The following is a 14253-nucleotide window of genomic DNA, read 5'->3' as shown; positions in this document are numbered from 1 at the left end:
ACTTTTCCGAAAATCGCTACATCAAATCAATCAGTTCATTGCCTCTTACTTTCCTGCCCTTAGCGAAACCGAAAAAGAGCAATATTGGGCTAAATTCAAGCCTACTTATATGCGTTTCTACAATTTTGCTACCCAAAATGGCGAAAAACACCCCGAATTGCTCTCCGAAATGTACAATGCCCATATCACTACCAAAGGTATCTTGCTCAATGCCACCAGCAAAATCAAACAAAGAATTTTAAGCTCTGGCAATCAGGAACTCATCAAAGAATACAATCAATGGATTAGCCTCAAAGAGCAATTAGCCTACCTCTACACGCTTTCCAAAGAAGAACTCAAAGAGCAAGAGGTGGATATACCCAAACTGGAAAGAGAAGCCAATGATTTGGAACGCAAACTCTCCCAAAAATCTGAAATTTTTAAGCAAAAAGTTGATGACAAACTCCATTCTATCAAGGAAATTGACCACGCCCTCGCCACTAACGAAGCCGCCCTTGAAATCATTGCCTTCCAAGATTTTGATAAAAAATTTACGGGTAATTACGTCTATGTTGCCCTTGTCGCAGGAAAACACCAACACAATCACCCCAAATTTGCCCTGCTTGGCAAAGGTAAAGAGTTTGAAGAAGATGAACTCAACTTCTACAAAAATATGGTCAGGTTCCGTAAAGAAGACAAAAACTCCTACAATACCTTCTGGGCAAAAATTGAAAAACTCCTTGAAGGCAAAAAGCGTATATTCGTTTCTCTTGACGGCATCTACAACCAAATCAGTCTTAATTCTATCAAAAAACCTGACGGAAAGTTCGTCATTGATGATTTTAACCTCACTTTCGTTACGAATACACGTTTCGTCCCCGAAATCAAAGAAAGAGAAAAAAAGCCTAAAAACAAACCCAACAAAAAAGCTCTGCTCGTAGGATACCCCAACTATGGCGAAAAAGGCACTATCCCCTCTCTGCCAGGTACCAAAAAAGAAGTGGAAGCCATTAGCCCTATCCTCAAAGCTATGGGGTACAAAGTTGAAACCCTACTGGATAACCAAGCCACCGAAACCAATGTCAAAAAAGCTGATGATGCCACTCACCCCGATATTTTGCACATTGCCACTCACGGCTATTTTGTCAATGAAATTGATGAAAGTTCTAACCTGGTCTTTGGCATTGAACCCACCAAAGCCCTCAACAACCCTATGCTTCGCTCGGGACTGATGTTTGCAGGAGCAGAAGCCACTATGGAAGGTATCAAAAACGATAAAGAAACCGCAAACAAAGACAACGGTCTGCTCACCGCCTACGAAATGGCAAATATGAACCTGGACGACTCCGAACTCGCTATCCTTTCGGCTTGCGAAACAGGACTCGGTGATGTGAAAGCAGGTGAAGGCGTCTATGGTTTGCAAAGAGCCTTGCAAATCGCTGGCGTTGATGCCGCTATCATTAGCCTTTGGAAAGTAAGCGATGATGCCACCCAAGAGTTAATGAAAATCTTTTACAACGAACTCAAAACCGCCAAAAACAAACCCGATGCCTTCCGTAAAGCTCAAATCAAACTCAAAGAAAAGTACAAAGAGCCTTACTACTGGGCGGCTTTTGTAATGACAGAAAATTAACATACATTTTACAAAAAAGGTAACATTTGGCATAAAACTTGTTGTTTGCAAGTATAGTAAAAACTAAACTAAAAATTTTTATGAAAAAAAGTAGCTTTCTCTCAACTCTTTTTTTAGCCTTACTTATTTTGGGAGGCTTTTCGGCTTGTAAAAAGAAAACCAAAGACCCCTCTCCCCAAGAAAAAATTTTGGGTAAGTGGAGAATGACCGCCTGGACACTCAGAGCAAGTAATAGCACTACTGTTTTTGACTTGTACGCCATAACCGAACCTTGCGAAAAGGATAATTACCTTGAGTACAAAAATGGAGGTGTTATAGTACAGAATGAGGGAGCAACCAAATGCTCACCCTCTGACCCACAAGAAGAAACAGGCTCTTACTCGCTTAGTGCCGATGGCAAAACCCTTACAATTACTTTTGGTGGAAATACAACAAACTTTGAAGTATTAGAACTAACTACCACTACTAAAAAACTGAAAACAACCGAAGTGGATAACAACACAGGTATAACCTATACAATGGAGGTAAGTTTCTCAAAAATATAACTAAAAAGTACGCCATATTTTTGCAAGCAGGGCTTTTTGCAAGTCCTGCTTTTGTTTTTTCAAAAGATTTTTATACTTTTGGAAAAAGATGAATACAAATGGGTAAATACATTGATAAAGCAAGTTTTGCCTCTGAAAAAGATATTTTCGCTTCTGTTTTCAAACACGCTTCTATTGGTATTATCCTTACTGACCATACAGGCGTGATACTGCTTGCCAATAGTTTCGCCGAACAACTCTTCGGCTACAATGAAAAAGAACTTAATGGCAAAACTATTGAAGATCTTATCCCTGAAAATCTGCGGGATTTACATCGCAACCATAGAGAAAACTACAATCTTGCCCCGCGTGTGCGTACTATGGGCGAAAATATGAACCTGCTCGGCTTACGCAAAGATGGTTCTACTTTTTACATAGAAGCAAGTTTAGGTTATTTCAAAACCGATACCCAAATCTATGTAATGGCTTTTATTTATGATGTTACTCGCCAAAGAGAAAACGAAAAAGCCATCATTGAGCAAAAAAATGCTATTGAGCAATACTCTGCCGAAATACGAGCCTTGAACGAAAGTTTGGAAGAGCAAATTAAAATCAGAACCAAAGCCCTTTTAGAAACTTTACAACATTTGGAAAACTCCAAAAAAGAATTGGAAAAAGCTCTTTCCAAAGAACGAGAACTGGGAGAGCTAAAATCTCGTTTTGTTTCTATGGCTTCTCACGAATTTCGTACCCCGTTGAGTACCATTCTTTCTTCTGTGCAACTAATCGCCAAATACGATAAGAGCGAAGACCAAGAAAAACGCCTCAAACATATCCAACGCATAGCCAATTCGGTCAATCATTTGAACGATATTTTAGAGGAATTTCTTTCAATGGGAAAACTGGAAGAAGGGAAAATTCAGCCTAAATTTCACGAAGTTCATCTGCCTAATTGCTTCCAAGAAGTTATTACCGAAATGCAGGCAATTGCCAAAGAAGGACAAAAACTTTCTTTTTCGCACACAGGCGAGGATTTCATTCTTACCGATTGCTCTATTTTGAAGAAAATCTTGATGAATCTACTTTCTAATGCTATCAAATTTTCTCCCGAACACAAGTCTATTTACCTCAAAAGTCAAAAGAATGAGGAGGGACTAACCATTCAAATCATAGACGAGGGTATTGGCATTTCAGAAAAAGACCAAAAACACCTCTTTGAACGATTTTTCCGTGCCGAAAATGCTCTGAATATCAAAGGAACAGGCTTGGGCTTATACATTGTAGCCAAATTTACCGAAATGCTTGGTGGTACTATTCTCATTGATAGTGAGTTGGGGAAAGGTACTACGGTTACTTTACATTTTACAAATAATATTGCTCCGTAAAAATTAAAAACTTATGAGAATTGTACTTTTTTGCTTGCTCACCCTTTTACCTTTTTGTAGTTTTTCGCAGAAAAAGTACAAAGAACTTCAAAGCAAAGCCTTTGAGCTAATCAAAAACAAGAAATTTACAGAAGCCTCTTCTGTTTTTGATGAACTCATTAAACAAAAGCCTAAAATTTCAGAAAATTATTATTGGAAAGGTTTTTGTTATGTCAGCGATGGCAAAAATATTGAAGCAATTGAAGTCTTAAATATAGCTATTGAGAAAAACCCTAAAAATTGGAACTTCTACAAAAGCCGTGGCGATGCTTATTACAATTCCAAGAAGTATCAAGAGTCTTTACAAGATTATGAGAAAGCAATTGATTTAGAGCCTACCAAGCAAAAAGATACCCTTTTTTGGTACATTGCCGATGCCTACCGAAAGTTAAGTCAGTATGAGAAAGCCATAGAAAACTATAGCAAAGCCATTCAAATCAATCCCCAAAACCCTGATTTGTATTATCACAGAGGTTTTTGCTATTCTTTCTTACCTGAAAAAGAAAAATACAAATCTCAGGCTTGCTCCGATTATCAAAAAGCCTTTGAAGGTGGTATCAAAAAAGCAAAACCTGAGGCTTGGGAAATATTTCGTTGCGACTTTGCTAAACCCGAAATTAAAAAAGATAATGCCCCCGTTGCTATTTCCAAAGTAGAAATAGAGCCTTTTACCGGTGCTATTATTATTTCCAAAGGCATCAGTTATGAAAGATTTGAGCTATACGTAGGCAAATCTGAAACAGACTTTTTAGTGGGTAATGAAATTGCCAGCAATAGCGAAATAGTGTTCAAAGTCATCAAGCCTCGTGGATTTCGGGAAAATGAAAATGACCAAATTTTATTTGGTACCGACTTTGCTATTTACGAAAAAGAAAAGTTACTCCAAAAATCCGAAGATTTATACAAAGATGATTTTACAGGCGTAAATGCGGAAATGCTCAAATCGCTTAAACTTACCATTACCCCCTATGGCTTGCAAGAAAACAAAGAATATTCTTTTTTAGTACGATTTTTTGATAAGCAAAGCAATGCAGAAATTAGTATTAGCCTGCCTTTCATCATAAAATCTAAAACCCGTACCGACAGATTCATAAACTCATCGTTTGGGGTGCTTGGACAAGGTACAACTTCCAAAAGTGTTGGTGATATAGACATTCAGCGAATAGAGTGGCGACAAAATCAGAAAGTAGTAGGCAAGCTCAAAGGCAATCAAAATTTTGAACTTTGGCTCGTAGGCGTAAAAAACTTACAAGGTTCAACAAAAGCCCAATATGCTTGGATAAATGCTAAAAATGGAGAAAAAATTGAGCAGAAAAATCTATCACTTCAAGAAAATAAAGGCACTATTCAAATCAAGAACCTAACACCTCCTACCCAAGCAGGAAAGTATATTTTTTGGCTCAAAGTTGAAAAAAACTTTGCAGAATATCAGTATTACGCCTTCACAGCTGAAATTGAGGTGGAATAAAAACATTAAGCGGCAACATCATTATCATTATGAGTGATATTGCCGCCCGAAAAGAATTTCTCTCTCAAATTGTTTCGTAATATTGAAGTAAGCGAAGCACCCCCACTTCGGTTTTGAGGTTCAATTTTTCTTTTTTCAAAAACTCTTTTAGTTCCTTTTCTTTGTCTGAAAGCGATTTGAGTAAGTTTTTTTCGTTCAATTTTATTTTCTCAATCGTGCCTGTTTTTTTCAAAAAGTAATCGTATTCCTCTACGAGTTCATCATAACGTCTATTGGCACTATATCCACCCTGATAATCCGCCTGCAAAAGTACCTTTCTATGATTTTTTAGCAATGCAACTTTATTTCCTTTGTAAAGTTGCTCGTAGAGCTTGCCATAATTCTTGATATTATCCGAGTTATCTAAGAGTGGCTCTTTTACGAAAGTCATTTTACTGGACTTGAATGTAAATTCTTGAATATTTAGAACTTCTGTGATGATGCTATCGCCTTTGGAGTTTTTCACAACAGCCAAATTGGAATACACATCATATTTCAAAGGTACATCTTGATACACTTTTCCATCAACACTAACGATTTGAGCATTTTCCCAAGTGTTTTTCACAAAAGGATGCCCCTTCATTCCTTGATAGCGACTATCCCAAGTTCTTACGATATTGCCTTGTCCTGCCAAACTCATAGTATTTATGAAGGCATCTTGCCCCGAAAGTTGAGCAAACAAAACCGATACGCTACTCAATAATAAAAAACAAGAAATTGAAAAAATTTTACGCATAAACACAAGTTTTTAAGATAGTTTTACAACCTTTTTAGCTTTATATTTTTGGCATTTTCAGGAATAGAAAGAAAAACCTCGTCATTTTTTTGCAAACCCTGCAAAATAACTATTTCATTTTCGTTGCTTTTGCCTGCTTTTACCTCCTGACGTATTACCACACCATTTCTTTTCAAAAACACAAAATTGAGGCTATCGGTTTCACTATGCAAGCAATCTAAGGGTATATGGAGCGTATTTCTCAATTTTTCGCAAATAATTGTATTAGAGGTGGTCATTGTAGGTTTGAGTTGGGGGTGCGAGCCTTCTATTTTGATTTTCACTTCAAAAACTTTTACTTGGCTATCGGGGCGTTGCTCGCCAATATTAGAAATGCTGATTACTTTACCCATAAAAATTTTTTCAGGGAAAGCATCTACTTTTACTTTTACAGCTTGCCCTACTTGCACCTTGCTAATATCAATTTCATTGACATAAGCCCTTGAAATCATTGATTGTAGGTCGGGGATAGTAGTAACCGTAGCGTCCCAAGAACTCACATAGCTTCCGATAGTACGTTTCTGTCCGTTCCAATCTCTATGATAAATCACTAAACCTTCGGCAGGGGCTTTTACCACAAAACTTTCTGAAAGTCTGCGAATTTCCTCAAATTTTTGCACTTCTTGCCCGAGCAGTTGAGCCGTTTCTGTAATTTTGGCTAAGGCTTGCTGTTGTTTGAGTTTGTAGGTAATTTTCGCTTGCTCATAAGCCTTTTTGGCTTTTTCCAATTCATTTTGTAAAGCCTTTATTTGGGCAGGAGTTTCGTACTGATTAACTTTCAAGGCATTTTCCTTTTCTTTAATTGCAAAAAGCAGGTTTTGCATTTCGTTACGTTCATTTTGGAGCATCAGAGCTGTATCCAAACGTATCTGATCGTACTGATTACGCAATTTGGTAAGTTCTCCTTCCATTGAACGTAATTTTTCTGCCATTTCTACTTTGTCCAGAGTAGCTACGTAATCTCCTTTTTTTACATACGTTCCTTCGGGAACTAAATCGGCAATTTTCACCTGATACACTTTGGCAGAACGCAAAGCCTCTTCGGGAGCGGTAATTTTTATAGAATTTTCAGCTTCCAATTCACCATTGGCAAGCACCAAAATTTCAAAATCACCTTCTTTTACCTTTACCAAAACTTCTTTTTCGCCTTGCCTATCCCCTACCAACCAATTTGCAAGCAAGAATAGAAAAAACGCTGAACTGGTAGCAATATAAACTATTTTGGGCTTCATAAAAAAGCTCAGAAACATAAAGTTTTAGTAGAATGAATAAGCGTAAAAGTTGGCTATAGGCGATTTAGTTTTTAGGCAAGGCAATTTAAGCATTTCGGGGCTAAAAATCAAATTTTTCAAGCCAATTTTGTTTGAAATGCTCAAAAAAAGCCTGATTTGCATATTTATCAGTCTTTATTTCTAAAATCTTGGCTTTGGCAGAGGGTTCAAAAAAAGTTTCTAAAATAGCAAACAAAGTTTCAGCATCAGTGGCTTTCTGATAATGCAAGCCATAGCCTTCGGCAATATCCTGAACAGGCACTTTCAAGGTAGTTTCAAAATATTCTTCCATTTCAGGCAAACGGCTACTCTCGGGCAGAAGCCTAAAAATGCCTCCCCCTTCGTTGTTTAGCACTATTACTCTTAAGTTTTCGGGAATGCGATTTTGCCAAAAAGCATTGCTATCATAGCCAAAAGCCATATCGCCAGTAATGAGTGTAACGATTTCATCGCTTACATAAGCGGCACCCAAAGCCGTACTATTACTTCCGTCTATGCCACTTGTTCCTCTGTTGGCAAAAACCTCTATATCTTGGTGTGGTGCAAGACTTAAATAATTCGCATATCGTACAGGCATACTATTTGCCAAGTGCAATTTGCTTTTGTTGGGGAGCTTTTGCAAAATATACCAAAACGCCCAAAACTCATTGAAAGAGTGCTTTTGAGCAAAAAAGTTTTGTAAAAATATTTCTGCTTTGCTTTCCAAAGAAGTCCAAAATTCGTAGTAAGAAGTAGGCTGAAACTTTTTGCGTGTGTAGCTCAAATAATACTCTAAACCTTTTTCAGGAGAAATAGGCAAAATATGAGTAAGATGCTGAAAAGTGTCGGGGGCGTAGCCATATTCTTGAAAATGCCAGTGATAACGAGGTGGGTATTTACGCAAAAATTGCTTCAAAGATTTAGAAAGCACCGATTTTCCCAATGTAATAAGCAAATCGGGTTGCAGGTTTTTTTTCAGATTTTCATCTTGCGGCATCAGGATAAGGTCGTGGTGGCTGATGGTTTTGCCAAAAGGATAGGCGTTGGCAATAATATCAGCTACAATCGGAATTCTAAAAATACCTTTTCGCTCAATTTGAGGCAGAGTATTGAGTAAGATTTGATTTTTGGGCATTTGCCCTACTACAATAAGTTGTTTAGGGCAATTTTCTTCTATTTCCATTAAGCGTTGCCAATCTATCTGCGAAGGATTTTTGATAGTACGAATTTGCTCAATAATTCTGACATTGCTATCAAAAGCGATTTCCTCGTTTTCTTTCGGATAAAAAGGCTCTCGGATAGGTATATTGATATGTACGGGTTGGGTTTGCTCGTGTTGGGTTAGGTTGATAGCCTCATTGATAATTCGGTTGATATGCCAAAGGCTATCGGGGTGCTGATAGTCTTGGGGTAAATGAAAAGCGGCTTTTACGTGCTTTCCGAAAACATTTTCTTGCCGAATGGTTTGCCCATCTTGCTGGTCAATCCATTCGTTGGGGCGGTCGGCGGTAAGCAAAAGTAAAGGTACTTCTTGAAAAAAAGCCTCTGCGACCGCAGGAGCATAATTCAGTGTCGCCGAACCCGAAGTACATATCAAAATAACCGTTTGCTTGATAGTTTGAGCTATGCCCAAAGCTACAAAAGCGGCAGAACGTTCATCAGGCACTACAATTTTTTCAAAAGCCTTATGACGAGCAAAAGCAAGTGTAAGCGGTGCAGAACGAGAGCCCGGTGAAATAACCACATAACGCAAGCCCTTTTGGGCACAAATTTCAGCAATATTGTATAAAGCAGGTAGTAGCATAATGAGTAATGAGTAATGAGTAATGAGTAATGGGTAGTGAGTAGTGTTTAGTGGTTGGTAATGGGTAAAGGCTGTTTTTCTACAAATACTCTATCCTTCACCACTACCACTGCCAGCAAATTCAGCATTTTCTTGCTTTGCAAAAGCGTATCCTTTTGGTAATAACTCAAAATTTGCTCTTTTGCCTCTTGCATTGTCTCTGTAAGCAGGTTTTCTTGCTCTTTTTTCAAATACTTCAATTCAATGGCAAATTGATGATGCGTGTTGGGGTTATTGGGACGGATAAATAGCTCTATATCTACATAGCCTCCACCCGCTACTTCCCGCTCACTCTGCACCCAAAAAATATTTGACTGACTAAAATACGCTATCATTGCCATTTTGACGTGCTTTTCGTCAAAACGAATATAATCTCGGTTAGAAAGATTTTGCAGTAGCTTTTCTATCAAAGCAAAAAACTTCTCATAACTGCCCGTAAGTGCCATTTCTCGTACCGCAGGAAATACCCAATCCTCCTCACGAGGCAGATTTGCCCAAGTCTGCAAGACCTCCGCATAATACTGCCAATATAGCACTTCTATCACCTTGTTGGGTATCTTGAAAATCACTGCTCCCGTTAAATCACTTTCTTTGATAGTCAAATTGCCCAAATAAAACAGAAAATTCACAAATTCCTTCTTACCAAAATCCTTTTCAAAATGAAACTGATATATTTGCTCGCTTTCTACACTACCTTTTTCTAAAACCTCCTCCAAAACCTGCAAGTTTGCTTGCAAATTCGCCACCTTGAACATCTGTTTGAGCTTGCCATAATCAGGAGCTATGTTCGGGTCTAACATCTGACGAGGATAAGTTTGGTCGTGCTTGAAATGGTCAAGAAAGTACAGCACCATATCCGAATTGTAAATATTCTGCTCACTCAAAGGATAAAACCTATAACCATTGTAGTAATCTCGCAAGTCTTGCATTATTTGCCCCTCACGACTTTTATCCTCTAAAACCAAACTTAAAAGCTCTTGTACCTCCGCTTCTGAAAAACCCATCATAGCTTCAAAAGTTTTGTGATGAGTTAGATGCTTGACGATATTAAAGCCACTCGTTAGGCTATCCAGCGTTATTGGAGAAACCCCCGTAATAAAAAATCTATCTACACTACCCTGTTGAGTTGCATTTTTGATAGTTTCATAGAATTTTCTCACATAACCATTCAAAGAAACAACGGCTTTGAAATCTTGAATATTTTTTACAAGAATTTCATTCGTAAAGTGGTCGTATTCGTCAATCAGTACATAAATTTTGGTATCTTCGGGGTATTCGCTAAAAAAAAGTTTAAGCATTTTCTCAGCATCAACAGCCTCTATAATTGCTTTTTGTTGCATTTTAGAGAAAACAGCAGGGTAATTCTTAAAAAACTCGCGTAAAGAGCCTTCCACCGACACATTAAAGCCTTTTTTAGCTTCCTCAATGGTATCTGTATTGATGCCACTAAAATTGAAATTGAGTATGCGAAATGAAGATGCCAAGGCAGTAGGGTTTTTGCCGATATACAATTGGGCAAAAAGTGCCTCAAAGCGTTCCTTATGCCTGATGTCGTAGTAATAACCTAATAGGGAAACAAACAAACTTTTTCCAAAGCGACGCGGACGTAGATATACAACGTTGGAATACTCTTCCAATAGAGGAATAAAAGGCGTTTTATCAACGAAAACCTGCCCCTCTCTTCTGATTTTTTCAAAATTACTTATGCCATAAGGATAGCGAACTATGTGCATTATTGAAAAATTTGAGTGGCTAATTTAGCAAATTTCAGGGAATTATCCACTCAAACACACGACTTTGGAATTTTTTTTCACCACTTTGCCATTTTACTTGTACTTTCCACAAGCCTTTTGCCAAATTACCTGCATACACCGATTGCTTGGCATTATTATCCAAATTCAGCGGAACAGAAAAATCTTTCTTGCTATTATCGGGACGAAAAAAGAAAATTTCACCCTTCTCGTAGCTGATTGTTTGCTCAAACTGCACCCAAAGCGTATCCTGATGCGTATGAAATTTTACAGGAAATTGTGAAGCATTGCGTTGGGCTTGTATTTCCTCTTCATAACGCAAATCTTTTTCGTAATAGTCTTTTTCTACGCTTTCGGTTTGTTTGCTTATCATTATGAGCGAAAGAACCAAAATAAAAACTACAAAAACTCCTACCGATATGGCTATTTTTGTTCCAAAATTCATTTTGTTAGGGTTTTAGAAAGTCTTGTTTCTTGTTTCTTATATCCTAATTGGCTTTATCATTCCGCGGGTGCAAGAAACGAAGTTTCTGTATTGTATAAAGTTTTTTGAGTTTCGGTGCTGAAAGCCTTGATTTTCACTTTCATTGTGCTGGCTGCAATAGCCTTTTTAGGAATTTGTACAAAAAACGTGATTTTTCGCACTTCTTGGGGCTGTAAAACTACTTCTTGCGACGTAGCTACCCACTGAATTTTTCCTATTTGCCCTTCGGCAAGTTCCAACTGGATTTTTTGCGTATTGAAAGTTTTATTCACCAAAGTAGCATTGTAAAGGTTGGCTATGGTATCTTTGTTTTTGCCAACTTCCTGATAAAGCATTCCCGGTGTTCGCATAATATTGATTTGCACGTCTTTACGCACAGCCAGAGCCGTAGCCATTACGCCCAAGAGTATCGTTAGCACTACCGAGTAGCCTATCATTCTACCTGTAACTTTGAATTTTTTACCTGTCTTGATACCATTCATTGAGTCGTAACGAATAAGCCCCTTGGGTTTATCAATTTTTTCCATTACTTCATCGCAAGCATCTATACAAGCCGTACAATTTACACATTCCAGTTGCGTTCCGTTCCGAATATCTATACCCGTAGGACAAACCTGCACACACAACTTACAATCAATACAATCGCCTTTGGGAGTGGTATCGCCTTTTTTCATTTTTCCACGAGGTTCGCCTCTCACAAAATCGTAAGCAACTACAATGGAATTGCTATCCAGCAATACGCCTTGCATACGTCCATACGGACAAATCACAATACATACAATCTCACGGATAAATGCAAATACTGCATAAAAAGCCCCCGTAAATACCCCTATCACGAGCCAAGCTACCCAATTTTCGGAAAAACTGCCTGTAAATATTTCTTTGAGCCTATCTATCCCAACAATATAAGAAGCAAAGGTAGAAATAAATACAAAAGAAAGCACTAAAAAAATAGCGTGTTTTAATGTTTTTTTGAGAATTTTTTCTCTTGTCCAAGGACTTTCGGCAAGTTTTTTTTGAGCAGAGGCATCACCTTCTATCCAGTATTCAATTTGTCTGAAAACCATTTCCAAGAAAATAGTCTGCGGGCAAGCCCAACCGCAAAATAACCTACCAAATACCACCGTGAAAAGTGCAATAAATACCACAAAACTCACTAGTAGCAAAGCAAGCAAGAAAAAATCTTGTGGGAAAAAGGCTTGACCGAAAATAATAAACTTGCGTTCAATAAAATTCAGCAAAAAGAAAGGATGCCCATTGATTTTGATAAAAGGCATACCAAAAAGTATGGCTAAAAGCAAAAAAGCGAAAACTTTACGTAAATTTGTGTAAAATCCTTGTGGTTTTTTAGGAAAAATCCAGTGTCTTTTGCCTGTTTTTTCTAAAACACCTAACTGCTCACGAAAGGTAGGTTGCTCTTGGGTTATCATAGCATTTTTGTAATTATTTACGTTCAAAAAAGTTAATCGTTTGATTTTCAAGCATTTATGGGCTTTATCTCTTATTTTTCTAAAATCCTGTTTCCTTACTGCAAACCAATTATGTATTTTTTTATTTCAAAAATAGCTTGCAAGCCCCGTTGGACAAATGACAAAAATCATTTCTTTCTTTGAGTATTGGCAGAAAAATACTTGTAAGTTTTTTAGCTTTTTTGCAATGAATTTTCTAAATTTCAGCATTAAATCTGCAAAGCAATGAAAAAACTAGTTTTTCTTTTCGTTTGGATTGTCTTATTATCTGATTTTCCGCTGAATGCCCAAGTATTAGACCGCCTGAAAGATAAAGCAGGCAGAAAAGCCAAAGATGTTGCTAACAATGCTATGCAAAACCAGCGAAGTAAATATCTTGAAAAACTTCGCAAACAAAGAGCTGAAATGGATTCTACCAATTATACTTGTGCTATTGCCGTAAGTGATAACACAGGTTTCTACGAAGAAGACCAAAAAACCCGAAAGGCTCTCAATAGCTTTGGGCAAGATTTTCTTACAGATGGCAGAATTAACCTGAATATGTCTGAAAGAATTGCCGACGCCACAGACCCTTACGAAAGAGCATTGAGCCAAATGGAATGGGGCGAAATGATGATGTCTTGGAATAAATTCAAATCCGCAGAAAATAGCTTCGTAAAAGCAGAAAAGAATTTTTTGGAATCGGGAAAAACTGAAAACATCTATTATGCCAAATTATTGAGCAATTTAGGTTTGCTTTATTCTAATTTTAGTGCCTACGAAGCCGCCGAACAGTACTTGCAAGAGGCTTTGGCTTTAAGAAAAAAAATTATCGGCGAGCAATCGGTTGATGTAGCCATTTCTATCAATAATTTGGCAGTTTTGGAAAGCCATAAAGGCAATTATACCAAAGCTCAGGAACTTATCCAGCAGGCTATTCAAATGGCTGAAAACAAAAATGCTGATAAAAGCATTTTAGGTATTATGTACAACAACAAAGCGTATTTCCAACAAATGATAGGGCAAAATCAGAAGGCTTTGGAAATTTACGAAATAGCCCTACAAATTTTAGAAGATGATAAAGGTCAGAAAAGCCTCACCTATCAAAGAGTAGCTATCAATAAAGCAATAGCTTTGCAAGAAACAGGCAAACTTGATGACGCCATTGCTCTCATTGAAAAAGCAATGAAAATTCGCAGAAATCAGTTCGGTGCTTCCAGCCCCGACTATGCCCATATGCTCAATTTAGCCGCTTCTATTTATATGCAAAAGCAAGATTATAAAAAAGTAGAAAGCTACCTGCAAGACGCTTACAATATTTACAAGAAGAAACTTGGCGAACAGCACCCTTCTACCGCCAAAGTTCTCAATAACTTAGGCTTGTATTATCTTTCTCAAAACGATTTGAAAAAAGCCGAAGAAAACATCAAGAAATCTTACGAAATCCGTAAAAATCTACTTGGTGAAAATCACCCCGATTTCAACGCTTCCCAAGAAAATTTGGCTCTTGTGTATTGGTATCAGGGGAAAATCAGTGAAGCCTCTGAACTTTTCCGAAAATCGCTACATCAAATCAATCAGTTCATTGCCTCTTACTTTCCTGCCCTTAGCGAAACCGAAAAAGAGCAATATTGG

Annotated in this window: 11 protein-coding genes; 5 read left to right on the top strand and 6 right to left on the bottom strand. The window is 37.7% G+C overall.

Annotated elements, in window-relative coordinates:
- From ACWITO_RS10960 to ACWITO_RS10945, 4 genes are all read left to right on the top strand, one after another.
- Window positions 1–1612: CHAT domain-containing protein (locus ACWITO_RS10960; protein WP_448530036.1), on the top strand; the 1612-nt coding region annotated here is incomplete at its 5' end.
- An 80-nt stretch (window positions 1613–1692) separates the two neighbouring features.
- Window positions 1693–2157 (top strand): hypothetical protein, encoded by a 465-nt coding sequence (locus ACWITO_RS10955; protein WP_448530035.1) that lies wholly within the window; start codon window positions 1693–1695, stop codon window positions 2155–2157.
- 98 nt (window positions 2158–2255) lie between these two features.
- Window positions 2256–3521 (top strand): PAS domain-containing sensor histidine kinase, encoded by a 1266-nt coding sequence (locus ACWITO_RS10950; RefSeq protein ID WP_448530034.1) that lies wholly within the window; start codon window positions 2256–2258, stop codon window positions 3519–3521.
- A 13-nt stretch (window positions 3522–3534) separates the two neighbouring features.
- Window positions 3535–5028, top strand: coding sequence for a tetratricopeptide repeat protein (locus tag ACWITO_RS10945; protein WP_448530033.1), 1494 nt, complete (start codon window positions 3535–3537; stop codon window positions 5026–5028).
- Window positions 5029–5092: 64 nt separating this feature from the next.
- Here the strand turns inward: ACWITO_RS10945 and ACWITO_RS10940 are convergent, their stop codons facing one another.
- The 6 genes from ACWITO_RS10940 to ccoG all read right to left on the bottom strand — a co-directional run bounded on the left by ACWITO_RS10940 (window position 5093) and on the right by ccoG (window position 12600).
- Entirely contained in the window at window positions 5093–5803 is a 711-nt protein-coding gene (locus tag ACWITO_RS10940) for a hypothetical protein (protein WP_448530032.1), read from the bottom strand.
- 23 nt (window positions 5804–5826) lie between these two features.
- Entirely contained in the window at window positions 5827–7092 is a 1266-nt protein-coding gene (locus ACWITO_RS10935; RefSeq protein WP_448530031.1) for an efflux RND transporter periplasmic adaptor subunit, read from the bottom strand.
- A gap of 82 nt (window positions 7093–7174) precedes the next feature.
- Window positions 7175–8896: a 2-succinyl-5-enolpyruvyl-6-hydroxy-3-cyclohexene-1-carboxylic-acid synthase gene (gene menD, locus ACWITO_RS10930; RefSeq protein WP_448530030.1), complete on the bottom strand. Its 1722-nt coding sequence runs from the start codon at window positions 8894–8896 to the stop codon at window positions 7175–7177.
- A gap of 47 nt (window positions 8897–8943) precedes the next feature.
- Entirely contained in the window at window positions 8944–10668 is a 1725-nt protein-coding gene (locus ACWITO_RS10925) for an AAA family ATPase (RefSeq protein ID WP_448530029.1), read from the bottom strand.
- Window positions 10669–10702: 34 nt separating this feature from the next.
- Window positions 10703–11131, bottom strand: coding sequence for a FixH family protein (locus ACWITO_RS10920; RefSeq protein ID WP_448530028.1), 429 nt, complete (start codon window positions 11129–11131; stop codon window positions 10703–10705).
- Window positions 11132–11187: 56 nt separating this feature from the next.
- Window positions 11188–12600: a cytochrome c oxidase accessory protein CcoG gene (gene ccoG / locus ACWITO_RS10915; protein WP_448530027.1), complete on the bottom strand. Its 1413-nt coding sequence runs from the start codon at window positions 12598–12600 to the stop codon at window positions 11188–11190.
- A 264-nt stretch (window positions 12601–12864) separates the two neighbouring features.
- Here ccoG and ACWITO_RS10910 point away from each other — a divergent pair.
- Window positions 12865–14253 (top strand): tetratricopeptide repeat protein (locus ACWITO_RS10910; RefSeq protein ID WP_448530026.1); only part of this gene is annotated, 1389 nt, incomplete at its 3' end.

The sequence above is a fragment of the Raineya sp. genome, assembly GCF_053497555.1.
This window is presented reverse-complemented; position numbering and strand designations above follow the sequence as displayed.